The 22,347-nt window shown below is 67.6% G+C and carries 24 protein-coding genes and 1 pseudogene; 11 read left to right on the top strand and 14 right to left on the bottom strand.

The window, feature by feature from the left end; translation table 11 throughout:
• The first annotated feature begins 75 nt into the window (after positions 1–75).
• On the top strand, positions 76–1,833 hold the full coding sequence (gene treZ / locus RU01_RS20575) for a malto-oligosyltrehalose trehalohydrolase (protein WP_082043285.1): 1,758 nt from the start codon (positions 76–78) through the stop codon (positions 1,831–1,833).
• Here the strand turns inward: treZ and RU01_RS20570 are convergent.
• On the bottom strand, positions 1,809–3,284 hold the full coding sequence (locus RU01_RS20570) for an MFS transporter (protein WP_082043294.1): 1,476 nt from the start codon (positions 3,282–3,284) through the stop codon (positions 1,809–1,811). The genes treZ and RU01_RS20570 overlap by 25 nt on opposite strands.
• A 170-nt stretch (positions 3,285–3,454) precedes the next feature.
• Here RU01_RS20570 and RU01_RS20565 point away from each other — a divergent pair, with 170 nt between their 5' ends.
• On the top strand, positions 3,455–3,991 hold the full coding sequence (locus RU01_RS20565) for a TetR/AcrR family transcriptional regulator (protein ID WP_042576458.1): 537 nt from the start codon (positions 3,455–3,457) through the stop codon (positions 3,989–3,991).
• Here the strand turns inward: RU01_RS20565 and ilvA are convergent.
• Together ilvA and RU01_RS20555 are read right to left on the bottom strand one after the other, a co-directional pair.
• Positions 3,979–5,316, bottom strand: coding sequence for a threonine ammonia-lyase IlvA (gene ilvA / locus RU01_RS20560; protein WP_042576457.1), 1,338 nt, complete (start codon positions 5,314–5,316; stop codon positions 3,979–3,981). The genes RU01_RS20565 and ilvA overlap by 13 nt on opposite strands.
• A 38-nt stretch (positions 5,317–5,354) precedes the next feature.
• Positions 5,355–5,789, bottom strand: a complete 435-nt coding sequence (locus RU01_RS20555) for a nitroreductase family deazaflavin-dependent oxidoreductase (protein ID WP_042576456.1) — start codon at positions 5,787–5,789, stop codon at positions 5,355–5,357.
• Between the two features lie 137 nt (positions 5,790–5,926).
• Between RU01_RS20555 and RU01_RS20550 the strand changes: the two genes are divergently transcribed.
• Positions 5,927–6,157: a hypothetical protein gene (locus tag RU01_RS20550; protein ID WP_042576455.1), complete on the top strand. Its 231-nt coding sequence runs from the start codon at positions 5,927–5,929 to the stop codon at positions 6,155–6,157.
• A 234-nt stretch (positions 6,158–6,391) separates the two neighbouring features.
• Entirely contained in the window at positions 6,392–7,009 is a 618-nt protein-coding gene (locus RU01_RS22290) for a hypothetical protein (protein ID WP_052493389.1), read from the top strand.
• 7 nt (positions 7,010–7,016) lie between these two features.
• On the opposite strand, the gene dnaE is transcribed toward RU01_RS22290, so the two are convergent.
• Positions 7,017–10,550 carry a DNA polymerase III subunit alpha gene (gene dnaE / locus RU01_RS20540; RefSeq protein ID WP_269430166.1) on the bottom strand — a complete coding sequence of 1,178 codons (3,534 nt, stop codon included), beginning with the start codon at positions 10,548–10,550 and terminating at the stop codon, positions 7,017–7,019.
• 75 nt (positions 10,551–10,625) lie between these two features.
• Entirely contained in the window at positions 10,626–11,594 is a 969-nt protein-coding gene (gene rarD / locus RU01_RS20535) for an EamA family transporter RarD (RefSeq protein ID WP_231568793.1), read from the bottom strand.
• Between rarD and RU01_RS23485 the strand changes: the two are divergent.
• Positions 11,559–11,807, top strand: a pseudogene (locus RU01_RS23485) (DUF2256 domain-containing protein); the annotation flags it as partial. The gene rarD and the pseudogene RU01_RS23485 sit on opposite strands and share 36 nt — an antisense overlap.
• Complete coding sequence (locus RU01_RS23430) at positions 11,790–12,077, top strand: DUF3253 domain-containing protein (protein WP_268793354.1); 288 nt, start codon at positions 11,790–11,792, stop codon at positions 12,075–12,077. The pseudogene RU01_RS23485 and the gene RU01_RS23430, both read left to right, overlap by 18 nt.
• Positions 12,078–12,086: 9 nt before the next feature.
• Here RU01_RS23430 and RU01_RS20525 read toward each other — a convergent pair whose 3' ends face one another.
• Positions 12,087–12,851, bottom strand: a complete 765-nt coding sequence (locus tag RU01_RS20525) for an MBL fold metallo-hydrolase (RefSeq protein ID WP_042576452.1) — start codon at positions 12,849–12,851, stop codon at positions 12,087–12,089.
• A gap of 124 nt (positions 12,852–12,975) precedes the next feature.
• Between RU01_RS20525 and RU01_RS20520 the strand changes: the two genes are divergently transcribed.
• Positions 12,976–13,638, top strand: a complete 663-nt coding sequence (locus tag RU01_RS20520; protein ID WP_231568792.1) for a hypothetical protein — start codon at positions 12,976–12,978, stop codon at positions 13,636–13,638.
• 19 nt (positions 13,639–13,657) lie between these two features.
• Here the strand turns inward: RU01_RS20520 and RU01_RS20515 are convergent, their stop codons facing one another.
• Both RU01_RS20515 and RU01_RS20510 read right to left on the bottom strand, forming a co-directional pair.
• The gene (locus tag RU01_RS20515) at positions 13,658–14,152 is read right to left on the bottom strand and encodes a beta-class carbonic anhydrase (RefSeq protein WP_042576523.1); all 495 of its coding nucleotides are present in this window, start codon (positions 14,150–14,152) and stop codon (positions 13,658–13,660) included.
• Positions 14,153–14,273: 121 nt separating this feature from the next.
• Positions 14,274–14,930, bottom strand: a complete 657-nt coding sequence (locus tag RU01_RS20510) for a SanA/YdcF family protein (protein ID WP_197074841.1) — start codon at positions 14,928–14,930, stop codon at positions 14,274–14,276.
• 83 nt (positions 14,931–15,013) lie between these two features.
• Here RU01_RS20510 and RU01_RS20505 point away from each other — a divergent pair, with 83 nt between their 5' ends.
• Positions 15,014–15,610, top strand: a complete 597-nt coding sequence (locus tag RU01_RS20505; protein ID WP_042576521.1) for a CHAP domain-containing protein — start codon at positions 15,014–15,016, stop codon at positions 15,608–15,610.
• A 6-nt stretch (positions 15,611–15,616) separates the two neighbouring features.
• Here RU01_RS20505 and RU01_RS20500 read toward each other — a convergent pair whose 3' ends face one another.
• Genes RU01_RS20500 through lspA form a run of 3 tightly spaced genes read right to left on the bottom strand, consistent with a single transcriptional unit; the run spans position 15,617 to position 17,699 of the window.
• Entirely contained in the window at positions 15,617–16,252 is a 636-nt protein-coding gene (locus RU01_RS20500) for a hypothetical protein (protein WP_042576451.1), read from the bottom strand.
• Between the two features lie 2 nt (positions 16,253–16,254).
• Complete coding sequence (locus RU01_RS20495) at positions 16,255–17,181, bottom strand: RluA family pseudouridine synthase (protein ID WP_042576450.1); 927 nt, start codon at positions 17,179–17,181, stop codon at positions 16,255–16,257.
• Positions 17,178–17,699 (bottom strand): signal peptidase II, encoded by a 522-nt coding sequence (lspA, locus tag RU01_RS20490; protein ID WP_156149031.1) that lies wholly within the window; start codon positions 17,697–17,699, stop codon positions 17,178–17,180. The genes RU01_RS20495 and lspA overlap by 4 nt, the downstream gene beginning before the upstream one ends.
• Before the next feature lie 151 nt (positions 17,700–17,850).
• Here lspA and RU01_RS20485 point away from each other — a divergent pair, with 151 nt between their 5' ends.
• Both RU01_RS20485 and RU01_RS20480 read left to right on the top strand, forming a co-directional pair.
• The gene (locus tag RU01_RS20485; protein WP_042576449.1) at positions 17,851–18,789 is read left to right on the top strand and encodes a DUF6263 family protein; all 939 of its coding nucleotides are present in this window, start codon (positions 17,851–17,853) and stop codon (positions 18,787–18,789) included.
• Complete coding sequence (locus RU01_RS20480; RefSeq protein ID WP_231568791.1) at positions 18,786–19,535, top strand: hypothetical protein; 750 nt, start codon at positions 18,786–18,788, stop codon at positions 19,533–19,535. Before RU01_RS20485 ends, RU01_RS20480 begins: the two co-directional genes overlap by 4 nt.
• A gap of 76 nt (positions 19,536–19,611) precedes the next feature.
• Here the strand turns inward: RU01_RS20480 and RU01_RS20475 are convergent, their stop codons facing one another.
• Entirely contained in the window at positions 19,612–20,118 is a 507-nt protein-coding gene (locus RU01_RS20475; RefSeq protein WP_042576447.1) for a hypothetical protein, read from the bottom strand.
• A 206-nt stretch (positions 20,119–20,324) separates the two neighbouring features.
• Here RU01_RS20475 and RU01_RS20470 point away from each other — a divergent pair, with 206 nt between their 5' ends.
• The gene (locus RU01_RS20470) at positions 20,325–20,882 is read left to right on the top strand and encodes a dihydrofolate reductase family protein (RefSeq protein WP_042576446.1); all 558 of its coding nucleotides are present in this window, start codon (positions 20,325–20,327) and stop codon (positions 20,880–20,882) included.
• Here RU01_RS20470 and RU01_RS20465 read toward each other — a convergent pair.
• Both RU01_RS20465 and RU01_RS20460 read right to left on the bottom strand, forming a co-directional pair.
• Entirely contained in the window at positions 20,872–21,573 is a 702-nt protein-coding gene (locus tag RU01_RS20465) for a hypothetical protein (RefSeq protein ID WP_042576445.1), read from the bottom strand. The two genes, RU01_RS20470 and RU01_RS20465, sit on opposite strands and share 11 nt — an antisense overlap.
• A gap of 43 nt (positions 21,574–21,616) precedes the next feature.
• On the bottom strand, positions 21,617–22,347 hold a 731-nt coding region (locus tag RU01_RS20460), incomplete at its 5' end, for a DICT sensory domain-containing protein (protein ID WP_042576444.1).

Genomic DNA, 22,347 nt, shown 5'->3' with positions numbered 1-22,347 from the left:
CGGCCGGGAGTGACGCTCGCAACCGCCTCACCGTCTCCGGTGTCGACACGGCCTCCGCTGGGTAAGGATGCGTGCATGAGCCCCTCCACTTCGGCAGATGCGTCGACCCTTCACACGTTCTCCGTCTGGGCGCCCACGCCGGACCGTGTGCGACTGCACCTCGACGGTCGACTGCACGAGATGACCGAGTCGAACGGGTGGTGGACCGCCGAGGCCGCTGCTGCCGACGGCGCGCGGTACGGCTTCGTCCTCGACGACGACGAGTCGGTGATTCCCGATCCTCGCTCGCCCCGGCAGCCGGACGGGGTGCACGAGGCCTCCGCGTTGTACTCCCCCGAGTCCTACGCATGGTCCGATCAGTCGTGGACGGGTCGTCCGCTGGCGGGCGGCGTCCTGTACGAGCTGCACATCGGAACCTTCACCACTGCAGGAACTTTCGACTCCGCGATCGAGCGACTGGACTACCTCGTCGATCTGGGCGTCACCTTCGTCGAGGTGATGCCGGTCAACGGTTTCAACGGTACGCACAACTGGGGCTACGACGGTGTCCTCTGGTACACGGTGCACGAGGGGTACGGAGGCCCGGAAGCGTTCCAGCGCTTCGTCGACGCGTGCCACGCGCGAGGATTGGCCGTCACGCTCGACGTGGTCTACAACCATCTCGGACCGTCGGGAAACTATCTGGAGAAGTTCGGCCCGTACATGTCCGACGGCGCCAACTCGTGGGGACAGACGGTCAACGTCGCGAGCGACGGATCGGACACCGTCCGCCGCTACATCATCGACAACGCGCTGCGGTGGTTCGACGACTTCCATGTCGACGCACTGCGTCTCGACGCGGTGCACGCGCTGGCGGACACCACCGCGACGCACATTCTCGAACAGCTGGCCGTCGAGACCGCGACGCTGTCGGCCCACGTCGGTCGACCGCTGAGCCTCATCGCCGAGAGCGATCTGAACGACCCCACGCTGATCACGGCTCGCGCAGGCGGTGGCTACGGGCTGACGGCGCAGTGGGACGACGACGTGCATCACGCGGTCCACGCCGCCGTGTCGGGCGAACGGCAGGGCTATTTCGGCGACTTCGGTTCGATGCAGTGCCTCGCGACGACGATCTCGCAGGGCTTCTTCCATGCGGGTACCTACTCGACGTTCCGCGGACGGGTGCACGGGCGGCCGATCGACCGACGTCTGCTGCCGGCGAGTTCGTTGGTCGCGTACACCACGACGCACGACCAGGTGGGTAACCGCGCGATCGGCGACCGGCCGGGCTTCTACCTGACGCCTGGCCAGCTGGCGGTCAAGGCCGCTCTGATCCTGTTGTCCCCCTTCACTCCCATGCTGTTCATGGGCGAGGAGTTCGACGCGTCGACACCGTTCCAGTTCTTCACCTCGCACCCGGAACCGGAACTCGGCGAGGCGACGGCGAAGGGTCGCAAGGCGGAGTTCGCCTCGCACGGATGGAACAGCGAGGACATCCCCGACCCGCAGGATCCCACGACGTTCACCGACTCGAAGTTGAAGTGGGAGGAGATCACCGAGGGTGATCACGCGCGGGTCCTCGAGTGCTACAAAGCACTGCTGGCCTTCCGCTCGAGCCGCATCGAGATCACCGATCCGTGGCTGACCGATCTGCACGTCGACTACGACGAGGACGAGCGGTGGATCGCGATCCAGCGGTCACCCGGACTGCGCATCGTGTGCAACCTGTCCGAGTCGCCGGTCACGGTCCCGTACGGCGGCACCCCGCTCCTGTGGTGGGAGGAGGCCACGCCGAACGCGACCGGATCGGCGACCACGGTCCCGGGTCACTCCTTCGTCGTCCTGTACTGACCGTCACCGCCGCGCAACGCGAGTGCCACGAGCACCGCGTTGCCGGCGAGGACCACGGCGGTCGCAACTGCCGCGACGTGCATGCCGTCGACGAAGGCCACGCGTGCCGACGCCGCGAGCGCGTCACCGATCTCGGCGGGCAGTGTCGACGCGATCGACACCGCCTCGCCGATGGTCTCCTGAGCGCCGGCCGCGTCCGAGCTGTTCAGCGCGGCGAGATCGATGCCTCCGCGGAACACGGACATCACGACGGAACCGAGGAGTGCGACACCGAGCGCGATACCCAGTTCGTAGGCAGTCTCGGACACGGCCGACGCAGCCCCGGCGCGTGACGGCGGCACCGACGCGACGACCAGGTCCGAGGTCAACGTCAGGGCCAACCCCGCACCGACCCCGACGAGAACGAACGATGCCATGAACACGGCGATCCCGTCCGTCTGGCCGAGTCGGGTGAGCAGCAGCGCGCCCACGGCGGACGTCGCGAGACCGACCGCGAGAACGGTGCCCGCCTCCCACCGTCGAACCAGGTGAGCCGCGGCCAGCGATGCCAGGATGCTGGTGGCGGTACCCGGCACCATCACTAGGCCTGCCTCCAGTGGTGACACCCCGAGAACCGACTGCAGGTACTGCGACCCGAAGAACAGCACGCCGGCGAGAGCGAATACCGACAGCAGGTTCGTGGCGACGGCCGTCGAGAAGCGGCGCTGGGCGAACAGCGTGAGGTCGATCATCGGTGCTGACAGTGTCCGTTGGCGTCGGACGAAGACGAGGCCGGCGAGTATCCCGACCAGCGCGATCGGCACCATCACGGCGTTCGGGCCGTGGGCCGCGGTCTCCTTGACGGCGTACACGACGGGAACGATCGCGAGAATCGACAGGACCGCGCTCGGAATATCGAATCGTCCGGGGTTCGGATCCTTGGATTCCGGGATCGTGAAGGGCCCGACCACGACGAGCGCGATCATGATCGGCACGTTGATCAGGAAGACCGATCCCCACCAGAAGTGCTCGAGCAGGTACCCGCCGACCAGCGGTCCGGCGGCAGCGCCGCCGCCCGCCATCGCGCCCCAGACGCCGATGGCCAGGGTGCGCTCGCGTCGTACCTGGAACATGGTCCGGATCAGGCCGAGTGTCGCCGGCATGAGTGTTGCGCCCGAGATCCCTTGGAGCACACGAGCCGTGATCATCATCGCCGGATCGACCGCGAATGCCGCCACCACCGACGACAACCCGAAACCGACGGCGCCGATCAGCAGAAGCTTGCGTCGGCCGATGCGGTCACCGACCGTGCCCATCGTGACCAGTAGTCCCGCGAGCACGAAGGAGTAGACGTCGATGATCCACAGCAGCTCGGTACTGCTGGGACGCAGATCGGAACTCAGGAACGGGAGCGCGATGTCGAGCACGGTGCCGTCGACGGCGATGAGCATCACCGCTCCGGCGAGCACCATCAGTCCGATCCATTCACGCCTCGTGGCGGGTACGGCGGACTCTTCGGGATTCGGCTGCACGGACGCAGCCGCGGACACGGACACAGGTCACCTCTTTCGTTTACCGTCCGGACGGTACAGTCGGACTCCGTCAGAGTAGCAACAACCGTCCAGCCGGTACAGTCCTTGTCATGGCAGCCGATACGCGCGACCGAATCCTGGACGCCCTCGAGGCGCTGCTGCTCGACGAAGGCCTGGACAGGACGACCCTCGAAGCGGTGGCCGCGCGGGCGGGCGTCTCCAAAGGTGGCTTGCTGTATCACTTCCCGAGCAAGGACGCGATGATGGCGTCGATGGTCCGACGGCTCGGTGACCGCGCGGACGCACAGCGAGTCGATGCCGAGAAGGCCGGCTCCTCGCTCGCGCAGTGGTACCTCCAACCGCCCGACGCGACCTCGGCCGAGGAAGTGGCGCTGTACCGCTCCACGCTGGCTGCGCTGCGCAGCATGGACGGGCGGCCCGGCGAGGTCCACCAGGCCGTCATCGAAGTCATGGGAATGTGGGACCGAGCCTTGCAACGCGAGATCGAGGATCCGGTCCACGCGGAGATCGTCCGCCTGGTCGGCGACGGCATCTACTTCGCCGCGCTGCTGGGCCTTCCCCAGACGGATGCCGACCTGCACCGCGCCGTCGTCGAGCGACTGCTCGGGACGAACTACGTCAGGTAGCGGTACGCCGGGGAGCCCGGTTCGAGGTGCTCGACGTGCATCGGCGAATCTTCCATCCGCTCCAGCAGGGCCGACAGATCCGCGGAGGATCCCAGTTCGATGCCGACGAGCGCGGCACCGGTCTCGCGGTTGTTCCGCTTGACGTACTCGAAGAGCGTGACGTCGTCGTCCGGGCCCAGCACGACGTCGAGGAACGTCCTCAGCGCGCCCGGCTCCTGCGGGAAGTCGACGAGGAAGTAGTGCTTGAGACCCTTGTGGACCAACGACCGTTCGAGGATCTCGCCGTAGCGGGACACATCGTTGTTCCCACCCGAGATCAGGCACACCACGGTCGACCCGGCAGGAATGTCGACGTGCGACAGTGCGGCCACCGACAGTGCTCCCGCCGGCTCGGCGATGATGCCCTCGCTCTGATAGAGGTCGAGCATGGCCGTGCAGATCGCGCCCTCGTCGACCTGCGTCACGACCACCGAGCCGCGGCCGTCGTCGGTTCCGGTCCTGATGGGAAGCGCGGAGTGCGATTCGACCGTGGTGCCGAGGCTTGCCATCACGCGATACGGCAGGTTCCCGACGCGTCGGACCGCCGCGCCGTCGACGAAGGGATCGACCTCGGGAAGCGTCACGGGGCCACCGGCCATCAGGGCCGCCGCCATCGACGCTGCACCGGTGGGTTCGGCTCCGACGATCGACGTGCTCGGAGAACGTTCCGCCAGGTATGCGGCCACTCCCGTCATGCACCCGCCGCCTCCGACAGGAACGACGACGAGATCGGGAGTGGTGGTGCCGAGCTGAGAGAGCATCTCGGCGGCGATGGTTCCCTGGCCGGCCGTCGTCCGAGGGTCGTCGAACGGCGGGACGATGGTGGCTCCGGACCGTGCGACGTCCTCGAGAGCGGCCGCGGCGGCGGCGTCGAACGTCGATCCGACGCTGATCACCTGAACCATGTCGCCGCCGTGGAAGGCGATGCGATCACGCTTCTGCTTCGGGGTGTTGGTGGGGACGTAGATGCGGCCGCGGACGCCGAGTGCACGGCACGCGAACGCGACTCCCTGTGCATGGTTACCGGCACTGGCAGCGACCACACCGACAGCGCGCTCGGCATCGGTGAGCTGGAGCATGAGGTTGTACGCGCCACGCAGCTTGTACGAGCGGACCCGCTGCAGGTCCTCGCGCTTGAGATAGACGTTCGCACCCGTCACCGCGGACAGCCTGTCGCAGTACTCGAGCGGTGTGAGAGTGGCGATGTCCCGCAACCTGACGGCCGCAGCGTCGATGTCGGCTGCGGTCGGCGCAGCGGCGTCGGTGCGGGTCGTCGTCTCGGTCACACGGTCATGCTGCCACGGTCAGCGGCCGGACACCGACGTCAGGCCCTCTCGAGGACGAAGACCGGTATCTCGCGATCCGTCTTCTCCTGATAATCGGCGTAGTCGGGGTATGCGGCCACGGAGCGTTCCCACCACAGCGCTTTTTCCTCGCCGTGGACCTCGCGGGCCACCATGTCCCACTTCTCCGTCTTGTCGCGCAGCTCGACGTGCGGGTTCGCGAGGACGTTGAAGTACCAGACCGGGTGCTTCGGTGCACCACCGAGCGAGGCCACGGCTGCGTACGCACCGTCGTGCTCGACTCGCATCAACGGCGTGCGCCGCAGCTTGCCCGTCTTGTTACCGATCGTCGTGAGCAGGATGACGGGCATCCCCCGCATCTCGGTTCCCTCGGTTCCACCGGAGCTCTCGTACAGGTCGGCCTGATCGGCTGCCCAGGTGGACGGACTCGGTTCGTACTCCCCTTGTAATGGCATGAGACCAGTACACACAGCACCTCCTCGATCGGCAACCGAACGGGCCTGATCGGCGAGTTTCGGTGGCCCGAACTTCGAAGTACGTGTAGCCTTCGAACCAACGCAGGGTGCACGGAAATCGACGTTCGGGAGGCAGCATGACCACGGTCGACCTGACAACTACTCGCGCTCTCCCCGTCCGGACGGTGGACGTTGCCGGCACCGACTGGCCGCTCTACAAAATCGAAAGCCTGGTGCTCGCGCTCCTTGTCTTCGCCGCCCTTGCCCTGACTGTCACCATGCAGACAGCCGTCCTCACCTCTGCCGCTGTCGGTGTGACGCTGTGGTGGGCCCTCGGAACGACCGAGCGGTTCCGCACCCGACGCTGACCACGTACACACGCCGACGGGGCGCCCACATCGTGTGGGCGCCCCGTCGGCGTTCGTGTGGTCCGGCCGTATGTCAGGAACCGAACGGCAGAACACCGGGGGCCAGGTAGAGCCCGCTGCTTCCGGCGGCGATGCCACCGACGAGTTCGAGCGCGGCGTTGATGAAGTTCGTGATCATGGGATCGTCCCTCTCGGTCGAGTTCGATTGACGATCCGACGGTACCGTCCGTTCCTGTGAACGGTCACGATCTGGTCTGGTACGTCGGCTACGGCTCGAACACCCTGCCCGCACGCCTCGACGCCTACCTGGGCGGCTCCGCGGCCGACAGCAGATTCGGTGCGCACGCCGTCCCGCGGACCCTGTCGCCTCCGCGCGAGCGCCGGTGGATCACCGTGCCGCACGCGGTGTACTTCGCCGGCGTCTCGGCCCGGTGGACCGGAGCGTCCGCGTTCCTCTCGCTCACACCCTCCCCCGATTCCGACAGCATCGCCCGCGCCTACCTCCTGGACTGGTCTGCCCTCGACCACATCGCGACCGTGGAGAACGCACAGACGGAGCAGACACTCGACGTCCGCGCCTCCCTGCCCACACAGCCGGGGGCGTGGGCGCTGCTCCCGGTGGAGCCGTCGACCGAGCCCCACCGCGGCAAGTACGACGCGGCGCTACGCCTGGACGACATCGACGGCGTCCCGGCCGTGACTCTGACGTCGAGCCACGTGCGAGAACGCGGAGTGCCGGCCGACCGCTACCGCGACGTCATCGCGGAGGGCCTGAGGGACAACCCTTTCGGCGTCGACCCGGATGTCTACCTCGCGGCGGCCGTGGAGCGGTCGGCCGTCGTCAGGCGGTGAGGCAGCATCAGACGGCGAGGCAGCCGGGTCCGAGCAACGCCTTGAGATCGCCCATCAGCGCCGATGACGGTGTGACGCGGAGCTTCTCGTCCACCTTGAGCATGGTGACCCGATCGCCACTGATGAGTCGCAGGTGCACGTCCGTGGTGCCGGGATGGCTGGCCAGCACCCGCTTGAGGGCACCCACCTTGTCCGCGGTGCACTGACGCGTCGGCAAGCTGACGGCAACTGGTTTGGCAACTCCGACGGACGACAGGTCGGGCACCGCGATGTCGTTGGCGATCAACGAGATCCGGTCGTCGCGCGCGGACACCCTGGCCTTGACCAGCACGACGGCATCCTCGGCCACGTCCGCGCCGAACACCGAGTACGCCTGGGGGAAGAACAGCACCTCGATACCGCCCGTGAGGTCCTCGAGTTGAGCGGAGGCCCAGGTGAGGCCGTTCTTGTTGACGCGCCGGTTGACGGACGCCAGGATGCCGCCCACCGTGACCTGCGTGCCGTCCTTCAGGCTGCCTTCCAGAATCGTGGGAATTGCGGTGTCGGACTGCGCGGCCAGCACGTGTTCGACGCCGTTCAACGGGTGCCCGGACACATACAGGCCCAACATTTCCCGCTCCAGCGCGAGACGGTGCTTGCTGTCCCATTCCTCCGCGGGGATCTTGACATTGAACACGGACGTGATGGACTCGTCGGCGTCGACACCGCCGAACAGGTCGAACTGTCCGATGGCCTCGGCCTTCTTGGTTCCGAGCACCGCGTCGATGGCGTCGGCGTGGATCAGCATCAGACCCTTGCGCGGGTGGTCCAAGGAGTCGAATCCGCCTGCCTTGACCAGCGACTCGGTGACCTTCTTGTTGCAGGCCGTGGCGTCGATCTTGGCCAGGTAGTCGGAGAAGTCGGTGAACTTCCCCTTCTCCTTGCGCGCCGCGATGATCGAGGCCACCACGTTCGCGCCGACGTTGCGGACGGCGCCCATACCGAAACGGATGTCCGTGCCCACCGAGGCGAAGTTGAGCTCGGACTCGTTGACGTCGGGCGGCAGCACCGTGATGCCCAGCCTGCGACAGTCGGCAAGGTAGATGGCGGCCTTGTCCTTGTCGTCACCGACGCTGGTGAGCAGACCGGCCATGTATTCGGCGGGATAGTTGGCCTTGAGGTACGCCGTCCAGTAGGACACCAGCCCGTACCCGGCGGAGTGCGACTTGTTGAACGCGTAGCCGGCGAAGGGCAGGACCGTGTCCCACAGTGCCTTGATGGCCGCTTCGGAGAAGTCGTTGTCCAACATGCCCTGCCGGAACCCGGCGTAGGCCTTCTCGAGCTCGGAGAGCTTCTTCTTACCCATGGCGCGGCGCAGGAGGTCGGCCTGGCCCAGCGAGTAGCCAGCCACCTTCTGTGCGAGCTGCATGATCTGCTCCTGGTAGACCACCAGGCCGTACGTCTCGCCGAGGATGACCTTCAGTGGCTCCTCGAGTTCGGGGTGGATGGGCTTGACCTCTTGACGGCCGTTCTTGCGATCGGCGTAGTCGTTGTGCGAGTTCATGCCCATCGGACCGGGCCGATACAGCGCCAGCACGGCCACGATGTCCTCGAAGCCGGTGGGCTGCATCTTGCGCAGCAGATCGCGCATGGCGCTGCCGTCCAGCTGGAACACTCCGAGAGTGTCACCGCGAGAGAGCAATTCGAACGTCGCGGGGTCGTCGAGCGGAAGCGCGTCCAGATCGATGTCGATCCCGCGGTTCGCCTTGATGTTGTCGATGGCGTCGCCGATGACGGTGAGGTTGCGCAGCCCCAGGAAGTCCATCTTCAGCAGGCCGATGGCCTCGCACGACGGGTAGTCCCAGCCGGTGATGATGGCGCCGTCCTGCGGACGCTTCCACACCGGGATCGCATCGGTGAGCGGCTCCGAGGACATGATGACGGCACAGGCGTGGACGCCGGCGTTACGGATCAGACCCTCGAGGCCCTTGGCCGTCTGATAGATCTTCGCCACATCCGGGTTGGAGTCGATGAGCGAGCGGACCTCGGTGGCCTCCTTGTACCGCTCGTGCGCGGGGTCGGTGATACCGGCGACCGAGATGTCCTTGGCCATGATGGGCGGCGGCAACGCCTTGGTGATCTGGTCGGCGATGGCGAAGCCGGGCTGGCCGAACTGCACGCGCGCCGAGTCCTTGATGGCGGCCTTGGTCTTGATGGTGCCGAACGTGATCACCTGTGCCACACGGTCACTGCCCCACTTCTCGGTGGCGTAGCGGACCATCTCGCCGCGGCGGCGATCGTCGAAGTCGATATCGATGTCGGGCATCGACACACGCTCGGGGTTGAGGAAGCGCTCGAAGAGCAGTCCGTGCGGTAACGGGTCGATGTTGGTGATACCCATCGCGTACGCCACGAGCGAGCCGGCGGCGGATCCACGACCCGGTCCGACGCGGATACCGACGTCCTTCGCGTGGTTGATCAGGTCACCGACGACGAGGAAGTAGGCCGGGAACCCCATCTCGAGGATGACGCTGATCTCGTAGTCGGCGCGGGAGAGGTACTCCTCGGTGGGACCGTCGGGGAAGCGGCGGTGCAGACCGTCCATCACTTCCTTGCGGAGCCACGTGCCCTGGGTGTAACCCTCGGGGACCGGGAACACCGGCATCCGGTCGCGGTGCTCCCACACCTCGTCGTAGGGCTGGACGCGCTCGGCGATGAGCAGCGACGAATCGCACGCGCCGGGCACCTCGTCGTCCCAGAGCGCGCGCATCTCCTCGGCCGACTTGAGGTAGTAGCCGTCGCCGTCGAACTTGAAGCGGGTGGGGTCCGAGAGTGTCTTGCCGGTCTGGATGCACAGCAGCGCTTCGTGATTGACCGACGCGTCCTTGGTGACGTAGTGGCAGTCGTTGGTGGCCAGCGGAGGGATGGACAGCTGCTGCCCGATGTTCAGCAGACCCTCACGGACACGACGCTCGATGGACAGACCGTGGTCCATCAATTCGAGGAAGAAGTTCTCGGGGCCCCAGATCTCCTGCCACTTCGCCGCCGCCTCGAGCGCCTCCCGATCGTGGCCGAGACGCAGACGGGTCTGGATCTCGCCGGACGGGCACCCCGTGGTGGCAATGATGCCCTGGGCGTGATTGGCGATGATCTCCTCGTCCATACGGGCCCACTTGCCCAGCTGACCCTCGGTGGACGCCAGCGACGACAGCTTGAACAGGTTGCGCAGACCGGTCGCGTTCTCCGCGACCATCGTCATGTGGGTGTACGCGCCGCTGCCGGACACGTCGTCCGACTTCTGACTGCGGTCTCCCCACAGCACGCGCTTCTTGTTGAAGCGGGACTCCGGAGCGATGTACGCCTCGATGCCGATGATCGGCTTGACCCCGGCCTTCTTGGCCTCGTTGTAGAACTCGCTGGCGCCGTACATGTTGCCGTGGTCCGTCATACCGACCGCGCTCATCCCGAGGCGCTGGGCCTCGGCGAACATGGGCGCGATCTTCGCCGCCCCGTCCAGCATGGAGTACTCGGTGTGATTGTGGAGATGAACGAAGTCCGACACGGGAGCCACTCTAAGGCTTCGGACCGACACGCAACGCCGTCACACGCGCCTGTGACGACTGTGACGGATGAGGACTCAGCGTGGTGTGTCCGCGGACACCGCCTCGACCGGCACCGACGCCACCCGGTGGGCCCGCAGACGCCGTACGGAGTCCACCGTGAAGATCACCAACGCGCACCAGATGAGCGCGAATCCGATCCACCGGGACGCCGGCATGTCCTCGTTCAGCACCAGCACTCCCCACGCGAGCTGCAAGCCCGGTGTCAGGTACTGCAGGAGGCCGAGGGTGACCAACGGCAACTTCTGCGCAGCCATTCCGAACAGCAGGAGAGGCAGTGCGGTGACGGGCCCGGCGAGTACCAGGAGCAGGGCGTGCGGCACCCCGAGGGACAGCGCGCTCGCTCCCCCTCCGACCCCCAGGACGATCAGGTAGACCAGGGCGATCGGTGCACCGACGAGTCCCTCCGCGGTCAGCGACGTGGTGGGTTCGAGCCGGACCACCTTCTTCATCACTCCGTACAGAGCGAAGGAGAACGCCAGCGTCAGCGCGATCACGGGCGGTCGGCCGTAGTCCACGGTGAGCACGACCACCGCCACGAATGCCAGTGCGAGAGCCGCGATCTGGGCACGACCCAGCCGTTCCCGGAACACGACGACTCCGAGCAGGACGCTGACCAGAGGGTTGATGAAGTATCCCAACGCGGCCTCGACCACCCGGTCCTGGGAGACGGCGTAGATGTACACACCCCAGTTGATCGAGATGAAGACCGACGACAACGCCACCACACCCCAGGTGCGCGCCGGCAGACCTCGCAGTGTCGACAGTCGTCCGAGCGCGGCGAGGAGCACCAGCATCAGGACCAGTGTCCACACGATCCGGTGAGCGAGGACCTCGACCGGCCCTGCGAACGACAGCACGCCGAAGAACGCCGGGAACAGTCCCCAGAGGCCGTAGGCGCCCACCCCGCTGAGCAGGCCCACGCTGCCGGCAGAGCGCGGAGTGCCGTCATGTCGTGCGCCGACTCGGAACCGGGAACTCGTCACACCGCTCACGCTATCCCCGCTGCCTGCGCCCCCTACGCGGGGCGTGACCCCCGGACGACGGGGAAGGGCACAATCGAGTGCGTGGCACACAGGAAGCGATCGGCCGAGGCCGCGACATCACGCGAGGACAAGACGTGTGTGGTGTGCGGGCGCCGGATCAAGTGGCGCAAGAAGTGGGAGCGCGACTGGGACTCCGTGAAGTACTGCAGCGACTCCTGCCGCCGAACCGGTGCGGACGGCGCCGACGACGGTCTCGAGGACGCCATCCGGCGCGCCCTCGACGGGCGCGCTCGCGACTCCTCGATCTGCCCGTCCGACGTCGCACGCGCGGTGGCCCCCGACGACTGGCGTCCCCTGATGGAACCCGTTCGCCGAGCCGCCCGACGCCTCGTGGCCGCCGGCGAAGTCCAGATCACGCAGAAGGGTTCCGTGGTGGACCCGTCGACGGCCAAGGGTCCCATCAGGATCCGATGGACGCGCTGAGCCCGGCCCTCAGCTGCCGGCACGTACGCGTCGCACCGCGTCGGCGACGGAACCGCGGTGCACAGGCCCGTGGCCGGGAATCAGCACGTCGGCATCGAGGGCGGCGAACGCGTCCAGGGCGGCCAGCTCGCGCGGCCGATCGTGCTCGAACAGCGGTGGAAGCATCTGCGGACCCTCGTGCGCGCTGAGGGCGTGACCGGTGATCACCGCGTCGCCACTGAGGACGGCGCCGGCGCTCGGGACGGAATAGGCCGTGTGTCCCGACGTGTGCCCGGCCGTGTCCACCGGCACCGGGCCACCCGGCAGGTCGAGCGGACCGCCGGGAACCGGCCCCACGACGGACCCGAAACCGTCGGCGTCGGGCACCGCTCCCGACTCGGTCCCGCCCGCCCGGAGGATGCGGAACGTCCAGGGCAGCGCGCCGCGTCGCCAGACATTGCGCGCCACGTCGAGCGGCGTCGCCTGCTCGAGGTACTCGCGCCGAGCGTGGCGCGCCTCCGTGTCCGAGGTCAGCACCGGAGTCCCGTAGGTGGTCGCGAAGTGGGCAGCGCCGCCGATATGATCGATGTGGGCGTGGGTCAGGAGGATCGCGCGGACATCCTCCGGACGGCGTCCGACCCGGGCGAGCGATTCCAGGACGGCACCGACGTAGCGGGGGTAGCCGGAGTCGACGAGGGTGACGTCCTCACCGTCCACGAGGAGCGTCCAGTTGACGTCGGGACCGTACGCTACGTGGACGCCGTCTGCGACGGTCGTGACTTCGAGGCTGCTCACAAGTGCCGAGTATGGACGGTGCGACGCGATGTGTCATGACGTTCATCACCGTCGGTGCGAAAAGCCCGAGGCGACAGACGGTCCCGCGAGTCGGTACCGCATCCGTGCACTACGCTGATTCGACGTGATCGACGATCGAACCCTCGGCTCCAGCACTTCCTCCACGATGACCTCCACGCCCGTCGACAGCACCGCCGACGTGCCCCCGACCACCCGCCGGTGGAGCCCCGGCGGCTGCGTCTGGTGCGGCAGCCGTACCGATATCGAGACGTTCCGGGACGAGCCGCGGTGCGCGGAATGCCGCGAGCACGAGAACACGATCGACGCTGCCCGCCGGTTCATCGGGATGTACGGACTGCGTCCCCTGGGCGGCGCTGTCACGTCCGACGACGACGAGGAACTCGAGCACCGCACCGCGGCTCGCGCCTCCCGTGCCGCACTCGACCGCGTGCGCCTGCCCAAGCGACCGGGTGCAGCCGACGTACGGAAGGCCTCGGCGCGCGCCGGAGCATCGGCGTCGGTCCGCTCGGCTCCGGCCCGGTCGACCACCGCTGCGACGAAGCCGGCGCCCTCGGGCGTCGTCACGGATGTCGACGTCTCCGTCCTGGCCGACCGCGTCGCGGGACTGCTCGAGCAGCTCTCGGCGATCGACGTGGGAATCACCGACGCGGAGTCCTCTACCGGGCTTCCCGCGCGAGCGCGGCTGAGCGACCTGCAGCGCCAGCGCGCGACCGTCATGTCGACTCTCGCCGCTCTCGAGAAGGCGCGACGGGGCAGCGCGAACTGACCCCGCCTCACCGGCCCGATCAGGCTGCGGTGACCTCGCGCAGTTCTCCACTGGCGACGTCGAAGACGAACCCGCGCAGTGACGTGGTCTTCGTGACGAACGGGCTCAGCTCGATTCGCTTCAGCTGCTGACGCACGTCGGTGTCCAGATCTCCGAACGCCTCGGCTGCCCATGTCGGCTCGACACCGACCTCGTCCGCGATGCCGGCCTTGAAGTCGTCGTCGGAGAAGGTGAGCATGCCGCAGTCGGTGTGATGGATCAGGATGATCTCGGTGGTGCCGAGCAGCCGCTGGCTGATGGCGAGCGAGCGGACCTCGTCGTCCGTCACCACTCCGCCGGCATTGCGGATCACATGCGCTTCACCGTCGTTCAGCCCCAGGATGCGGTAGACGTCGAGCCGCGCGTCCATGCACGCGACGACGGCGACGCCCTTGCTCGGCGGAAGCGGAAGCGGTCCCGAGAACGAGGCTGCGTAGTCCTTGTTGTTCGCGAGGTACTGATCGGTGACGGACACGTCGGACTCCTGAGGTCGGTTCACATGGCGACATGAGCACTCGTGCATGAATGCTCTCGCTCACACTCCCCCGGCGCCGACCGGCCCGACAGGGTTCGACTCGAGGTGATTCCGAGCGTGCTCAGCGCGCCGCTTGCTGCACCTCGTCCGTCGCCGGCGTCGAGACGGCGGGAGGTCTGCCGCGCAGGACGTCGAGCACCGCCTTGGGGCGCGCCAGCAACTCGCGGACGAACTGCCGCAGCAGGGCGCGGCGTGAACAGTCGCACGCGGCGATCACACCGTCGGCGTCGAGTCCGACCGCGCGACACAGCGCTACCGCTCTGGACACGTGGGTCCCCTGACTGACGACGATCGCTCGTCCTACCCCGTAGGTGGTCACGGCACGCAGGCACGTGTCGTACGTGGTCAGACCTACGCCGTCCACGACGATCCTGGACGGGTCGACACCCCGATCGACGAGGTAGTCGGTCATGACGGCGATCTCGTCCCCCGACGCGCCGTTCGCATTGCCGGAGAGCAGCAGAGCACGGACCGTCCCGTCCTCCATCAACCGGAGTGCCGCGTCCAGTCGCCCGCGCAGGAACGCCGACGGCTCACCGTTCTGTACGCGCGCCCCGAGGACGATCGCGACAGGGGCGGTCGGCGCATCTGCCGCGTCGTGCATACGGCCGTGCGAGGCGAGAGCCACCCACGATGCCGACCCGACGACGACCGCCGTGACGGCGACGAGTGCCACCGACACCGCGACCGCGACGCGTCGGCGACCTACGGAAGTCATGCGTCCAGTTCACCATGTGAGGGTTCGGTGAAGATCCACCCGGCGGCGCCCGCATCGCCGTGCGCGTCGGTAGCGTCGAGGCCATGACGACGACCACACGAACACGGGTCCGCCGCAGTGCCGTCGGCGTCGCCGCAGTCGGCATCATCGTCGGCGGCGCCGTGGTGTGGTCGGCGCCGGAGCGTTACTTCCCCTGGGACACAGCCGATTTCCCCGCAGCGAGCTCGAATCTGACGCCGGCGCAGCAACGCGTCGTCTCCGTTGCGGGGCGCGAGCACGACGACCCCCGTCCGGGAACGTTCTATGCCGAGGGCGTCGAGGAAGCGTGGTGTGCCGATTTCGTCAGCTGGGTCATGCGTGAGAGCGGCATGCCGCTGGAGAATCCGAACTCCGGCAGCTGGCGGATCCCCGGTGTCTACACGCTGACCGAGTACTACCAGGAGCAGGGCCGCTTCGAACCGGTCGGCGACTATCGGCCGGCCGTCGGCGATGTGGTGCTCTACGAATCGGGCGGTCCGCTGGGAAACGTCCTGGTGGGTCAGCACACCAACATCGTGGTGGCGGTGGACGGCGATTCCGTGACCACCGTCGGCGGTAACGAGATGGGCGGGATCAGGGTGCACGATCTCGCCGTGGACGACGACTCGGCCGTCCTGGGCTTCGGTCGACTCGAACCCTGACTCACCTCACGCGGGCGGGAGCGGCCCGTCGTCGGGCTGGACGGCGTCGCCGACACGTTCGGGGTACAGCGGCGCGACGGCGAAACGTCCGAACACTGCGTCCGTCGGAAGTGCTTCCACCGCACGGATATCCGCGCTGCCCGCCAGAGCAACCAACCGGTTCCCGGTCGACCGGACCAGAACTCCCGCGACGCACGCACAGTCCGCGAGAAGCCGGTTCCGGACCAGGGTCTGCACAGCTCTCCCTCGCTCGCTGCGACCGGGCGGGACCAGACGCGCGGCCTCGCGCACCGACCGGATCACGACCTGTCGTGTGTCCGGGACCGGCACCTCGACGAGCGGGGTCTGGACCCGATCGACGACGACATGGACGTACACGACGGAGACTCGGGCGCCGTCCACGACGGACGGCACCTCGTCCGCGGTAAGTTCCCGCGAGAACGACACGAGAGCCCACTGCGGGTCGTCGCCGGGGACGGGTGCGCCCACTCGGTCGAGATACTGCTCGGCGGTCTCGTCGTTGTCGGGACCCAGCGCATCGGTGCGAACAGAGGACATCCGCACCGGATTCACGACGCCCAGCACCAGGACGAGCACGGCCAGCACGACGACGGCCGCCACCGGCGCGGCCCGATGCACCACGGTCAGGTCGCCCTCAGCACGTCCAGTGCATGCTGCAGATCCGCCGGATACGGGCTGGAGAATTCGACGTAGCGGCCGTCGCCCGGATGTGTGAATCCCAGTGCCCTCGCGTGCAACCACTGCCGCTCGAGGCCCAGCCTCTCGGCCAGACGTGGGTCCGCGCCGTACGTGAGATCGCCGCAGCACGGATGCCGGAGCGCCGAGAAATGGACCCGGATCTGGTGCGTGCGACCGGTTTCCAAGTGGACGTCCAGAAGGCTCGCCGCCTGGAAGGCCTCGACCGTGTCGTAGTGCGTGATGCTGGCTTTACCGTCCGCCGTCACCGCGAACTTCCAGTCGTTGCTGCGGTGACGCCCGATGGGGGCATCGATGGTTCCGCTGCTCGGGTCGGGATGGCCCTGCACCAGTGCGTGATACCGCTTGTCGATGGTGCGTTCCTTGAACGCCCGTTTCAGCAGCGTGTAGGCCCGCTCCGACGTGGCCACCACCATGACACCGGACGTTCCGACGTCGAGCCGATGGACGATGCCTTGACGTTCGTGCACGCCCGACGTCGAGATGCGGAAGCCGGCCGCCGCGAGACCACCGATGACCGTGGGACCGGTCCATCCCACACTGGCGTGCGCCGCGACACCGACGGGCTTGTCGACGACGACGATGTCGTCGTCGGAGTACAGGATCTCCATCCCGGGTACCGGTTGCGCCTCGATGGTCAACGGGCGCGCCGGCTCGGGAAGCTGGACCTCGAGCCACGTACCACCACCCAGCCGGTCGGACTTCGAGACGTCGGCGCCGTCCACCTGCACGGAGCCCTCCTCGGCGAGGGTCGCCGCGACCGTCCGAGACACACCGAGCAGGCGCGCGAGGCCGGCGTCGACACGCATGCCGTCCAGCCCGTCCGGAACGGGCATCGACCGCGACTCCCTCACAGTTTCTTCTCCACGTTCACAGCGTCGTCGGAACTGTCGTCGGTGGCATCGGAGCGGCGTCGTCCGTCGGGTTCGATACCGAACACCGTGATGGCCACCAGCAGGATCGCCCCGCAGACGATGGACGAGTCGGCGACGTTGAACACCGGCCACCATCCGATGGACACGAAGTCCACCACGTGCCCCTGCAGCGGGCCCGGGGCGCGGAAGAAGCGGTCGATCAGATTGCCCAACGCACCGCCGAGCACCAGACCGAGTCCCAACGCCCACCATCCGGATCGCAGTGTCCGGCCGATACGGACGACACCGATGACGACAGCCACGGCCACCAGCGTCAACAACCAGGTCATGCCCGTCGCCATCGAGAAGGCAGCGCCCGCGTTGCGAACCAACCGGAGAGTGACGGTGTCGCCGACGATGCCGACGCGCTCGCCCGGCGCGATCAGAGCGACCGCGGCGATCTTGGTGGCGAGGTCGAGCGCGAGCACGACGGCAGCGACAGTGACGAGCCGTCGCATGCGTCGGGCAGCGGGACGGCTGCGAGGTTCAACATCGGGCGGTTCCACGTCGGTCACCGGTCCATTCTCCACTACATCGGATCCGCCGTTTCCCGTCCGTGCCCGAATACTGCTCACCGAGCGCTCAGGTTGCACCGCTAACCTCGGGTGTGTGACACCCCTCTCCACGCGCCCCGGTCCGTGCCGTGCCCTCGTCGCCGCAGCGGCACTGTCCGTCGTCCTCGCTGTCGCTGCGTGCGGGACCGATTCGGACACCCCCGCGACGGAGGAACTGACGCCCAGCACCACCGCCGTGACGTTGCCTGTCTCCGACGTGACCACCACCCTCGTCGACCCGGGAGCCGAGCCTCGTGCCGTCATCGCCTCGGGACCGTCGCAGGACCAGCAGTCCGCGACCCTGACGACGGAGTCGACGATCGTCCAGCAGATCGATGCGGCCGCGCCGCAGGACTTCTCGACCCCCGCGCTCACGATGCCGATGACGGCGACGTCGTCCGAGACGGAGGGCGCGGACACCCTGGACATCGCGATGACGTTGGGTGCGGCCACCACTCCCGACGCGACTCTGCAGGCGAGCCTGTCGCCCACCGAGGGGTCGTCGGCTCGCCTGACCACCACGGCGTCCGGCGCGGTCACCGCACTGACCATCGACCCGTCTCCCGACGCACGCGACATCGCCCGCTCGGCCGTGGAACAGGCACTCTCGCAGGCGGTCTACCGTGCTGTTCCCTTCCCGGCCGAGCCGGTCGGGGTCGGGGCGTCGTGGACGGTGACCCAGGAAGTGGTCAGTGGGATCTCGCTGAAGCAGACGACGACCGTCACCCTGAAAGCTCTGGACAACGGAGTCGCCACCGTCGACGTCGCTGTCGAGCAATCGCCCGAGGACCCGGTGTGGCAGTTACCCGACAACCAGGGAACGTTGAACATCGAGTCGTTCGTGATGACCGGTCAGGGTGAACTGCGGATCGACCCGTCCAAGCCGCTCCCGCTGGGAGGGACCGTCACCGTCGGTGGTGATCAGATCTACCGCGACGCGAACAGTCAGACGACGCTGAAGCAGACCACCGGGAACACGGTGACATGGAGTTGAGCGCTCGGGTCGCGACAGCGGCCATCGCGGTGATCACCCTGACGGCCTGCAGCGGTCCGGCGGAGACGGACACGTCCTCCGAGTCCTCCCCCGAGGCACCGACCGTGGAACTGTCCGCGTTCGTCCCCGTGGAGCCCCCGGCGGCCACGACCGGGAGCGGACCGATCACCGACAACGCTCTGCTGGCGGGCAGGATGATCAGCATCGCCGACCTGCCTCCCGGCTACACCGGGTACGACTTGCCGCCGCTGGACCCCTCGTCGCCCGGCGCGTCCGCGGAGGACCGATCGAGCACCGACCCGGCCGAGTGCGCTGCCGTGCTCGCCCCTGTCGCCACTCAGCTTCCCGGCGTCATCAGCTCCGCCTCCGTCACCTACGGCGGTCCGGACTTCTCCTCCATCGACCAGGACACCGCCAGCTACGACGGGCCCGGAGCGCTGACAGCCTTCCGGACGGTGCAGGAATCCCTGACTCGTTGCGCGACCTTCTCCGGCACCGATGCCGACGGCGTGCGAGTCGACTACCGCGTCGGGGCGTCCACTCTGTTGACCGACGCGCCCACGATCGGCGACGCATCCGTGGCCGTGCGACTCGCGGTGACCAGCGACGGCGTGTCCCTGACCACCGACGCGGTGCTGACCCTCGTGGGGTCGACCGTCAGTCAGCTGGTGGCAACGGGGACGGAGCCGGTGAACGCGGACCTGGTCAGGCAGCTTGCACGGACCTCGGCGGACCGCCTGCGCTGACGGCGAGCCGGTCACGACAGCAGAACGCCGACACCACCCGAGAGGGTGATGCCGGCGTCGGCGATGGAGACGTAACTCAGGCGGTGCAGGCCGGCGAGGTGAGCTGGGCCAGCGACACGATCGCGCAGGCGTTGTCCTTCGACAGCTTCCACTGACCGTCCTCAGCCACGTAGGTGACCTGGAGCGGGTTGACCTGGCCACCGAGGTCGATGGTGGCGTTCGAGCTCAGGGTGCCGTCGCCGAGATCGGTGACGTCGAGAACCTGGATCTGCGCATTGTTGACGCGAGCGGCCTCGGCGACCTTGTTGATCAGCTCGGGATCGAGCTCGGCGCCCTGGACGTAGGCGACCTTCTGGTCGAGCGGCACGGCGGGATCGAGGCTCTGCTGCAGGCGAGTGTTGAGCTCCTCGGCGGTCGGAACCGGGGGGAGATCGGTCGGGGCTTCGGACATCGCGCTGGACGAGGAAGCGGCCGTCGTGGTCGTCTCCGGGGTCTCCTCGCTGGAGCTGCAGGCCGTCATCGTCAGGGCCGCGGCGACTGCCATGCCTGCCACCAGTGCACGTCCGGTACGGGGAAGCTTCACGTGTACATCCTCTTCATCTCGTGAGTAACTGGTTTCCCAGTGTCGGTGTATCGAGCGTCGGGCCAGACCTTACCGATCGGTTCTGAGGAAACGATAAAGCTCGGATTCCTTCGGTAGATGTCCAGAAGATCTGGCGAGGTCTCGATGAGTTCCCGCGCTGCCGAGGGTCGACACCTACAGGTCGCACACGCACCCCGGGAGGATTCATGGCAATACTGACGTACGGCATGCACATCTCGCTCGATGGATACATCGAGGATTCCGCCGGCAGCATCGGTTTCGGGACTCCGGACGAGGAGATGCATACGTTGGCCAACCAGCAGGCCCGCGACACGGCCGCCTTCCTCTTCGGGCGGCGGCTCTACGACGTCATGGAGGAATTCTGGACATCGCCGGAGCGCGCCGACGGTGACCCGGTGGAGGCCGAGTTCGCCGAGATCTACGCCGAGACACCCCGCATCGTCTTCTCCGACTCGCTCGAGTCCGTCCCCGAAGGGTGCCGACTGGTGCGCCGGGCCGACACCGTCGACGAAATCACACGGCTGAAGCGGGACCTCGACGGGATTCTGAGCGTCGGCGGTGCAGAACTCGCGGCGTCGGTGGTCGACCTGATCGACGAGGTGAACCCGTGGATCCTGCCGGTCGTCCTCGGCGGCGGGACGCCGTTCTACCCGGTGGGCACGCGACTCGACCTGACCCTCGTCGAGCACCGGTCCTACCAGCCGTCCGGGTGGGCCTACACGAGGTACACGGTCACGCGGTGATGAGTCCGTCGGCTCGGGACGTGCCTGTCGATCGCACAGCCCATGACCGGCACAGCGCGAACACGGCTGCCAGAACGAGCGCGACAACCAGTGAGACCACCGTCCAGACCATGGAATCGGTGCGAAATCCCAACAGCCATGCAGTCCCCGTGCCGGCTGCCGTCGCGGCGATCGCACCGAACGGAAGCGCGACTGCGACGGCCTTCACGGTTGCTCCGACAGCGACGTCGTCACCGACTCTCAGCGCCGACCTGACCGCGACGAGCGCTGCAAGGTACGCAAGGAGAGCACTGATCGCGTAGGCGATCAGTATCGCGTCGACCGGTACGGCGATGGATGTGTCAGGCCCGAGTCCGGCGATCGTCGTCCAGATCAGCACCAGAACAGGAGCCAGCCCCACGACGACGCCGAGCAGTCCTGCCGCCACGACGCGCACGGTCCTGTTCTCGGCCGGCGATGTAGTGCGGACCCCGGCGGCTCGCGCGACGAGCCCGATCGCGGCTCCCGTCCCGGCCCCGACCGCGACGACGACGAGTAACGACCGGTCTCCGGCGGCGAGGTCGTAGTCGGCGAACCGACTCTCGTAGACCATCCACCCCCCACCGGACCGATCCATAACTTGTCCGGCCGCCGCTCCGAGGACTGCCACGATCGACCCCAGCAGAGCGAACCCGACTGTCTGTTTCAGCATGGTGTCATCATGATGCACAGCCCCGACGGCCGAGCGGCGGCGCTCAGCGTGACAACGGCAGAACGCGTGCCATCAGCGACCGTGCGGCGGCGACGACGAGATGACGATCATGCGTGAGGATGAACTCGAACCTGCGGTCGGCATCCGGCCTGTCGGTGTCACCGATGTCCCGAGCGATCAGTGCTGCGAAGTAATGCGCGCCGACCGCCGTGACGGTCCACTCACGGGCGAAGCGCTCGGACGGGTCCAGTCCGGCTCCCCGCACGCCGGGGGCAGGCTCGGGACTCAATCCCGCTCCGACAGCAGCGACGAAGGGGTGTTTCGCCGCCAGCGCGGCGTACCTCTCGACCACATTCGGCGCGAACCACCGCGACCGCTGGAAGGCCGACTGCACGGTCAGTTGCTCACCCGCGGCGCGAGCGAAGTCCTCGATTCCCCGTGCCATCGTCAACAACAGCGCCTTGTCCCCGATCGACGGCGCACGATGCTCGAACAGATCGGACGGTACCGCCGGGATGTCGTCGCTCGTCATCTCGCGGGGTGACCGCGGGGCCGGTGACCAGGACAGCTCGGCAGAGTGGTGCTCTGCCGCGAGCGACGCGGGTCGGCCGAACATCCAACCCTGACCCAGAGTGGCGCCGAGCGCGCGAGCCCGCGTGAGGTGAGCAGGCGTCTCGATGCCTTCCGCGAGGAGTGTCGCTCCCGTCGCCTCGATGTAGGCGGACACTGCCGCGACCGTCCGTCCGTCGGCAGCCGTCAAGGTGTTCATGCCGG

Origin of the sequence: Rhodococcus sp. MEB064, from assembly GCF_000834565.1 — a bacterium.
GTDB lineage: Bacteria > Actinomycetota > Actinomycetes > Mycobacteriales > Mycobacteriaceae > Rhodococcoides.
Note: the sequence above shows the minus strand (reverse complement) of the source record. Positions and strands in the feature narration are given on the sequence as shown.

Bases quoted from the DNA above. Each gene is read 5' to 3' on its own strand.
- RU01_RS20555 (WP_042576456.1), bottom strand. From the start codon at position 5,789: ATGCCATTACAAGGGGAGTACGAACCGAGTCCGTCCACCTGGGCAGCC.
- RU01_RS20465 (WP_042576445.1), bottom strand. From the start codon at position 21,573: ATGCTGAAACAGACAGTCGGGTTCGCTCTGCTGGGGTCGATCGTGGCA.
- treZ (WP_082043285.1), top strand. From the start codon at position 76: ATGAGCCCCTCCACTTCGGCAGATGCGTCGACCCTTCACACGTTCTCC.
- lspA (WP_156149031.1), bottom strand. From the start codon at position 17,699: ATGCGACGGCTCGTCACTGTCGCTGCCGTCGTGCTCGCGCTCGACCTC.
- RU01_RS20570 (WP_082043294.1), bottom strand. From the start codon at position 3,284: ATGGTGCTCGCCGGAGCGGTGATGCTCATCGCCGTCGACGGCACCGTG.
- RU01_RS20565 (WP_042576458.1), top strand. From the start codon at position 3,455: ATGGCAGCCGATACGCGCGACCGAATCCTGGACGCCCTCGAGGCGCTG.
- RU01_RS20505 (WP_042576521.1), top strand. From the start codon at position 15,014: ATGACGACGACCACACGAACACGGGTCCGCCGCAGTGCCGTCGGCGTC.
- RU01_RS20510 (WP_197074841.1), bottom strand. From the start codon at position 14,930: ATGACTTCCGTAGGTCGCCGACGCGTCGCGGTCGCGGTGTCGGTGGCA.
- RU01_RS20470 (WP_042576446.1), top strand. From the start codon at position 20,325: ATGGCAATACTGACGTACGGCATGCACATCTCGCTCGATGGATACATC.
- RU01_RS20550 (WP_042576455.1), top strand. From the start codon at position 5,927: ATGACCACGGTCGACCTGACAACTACTCGCGCTCTCCCCGTCCGGACG.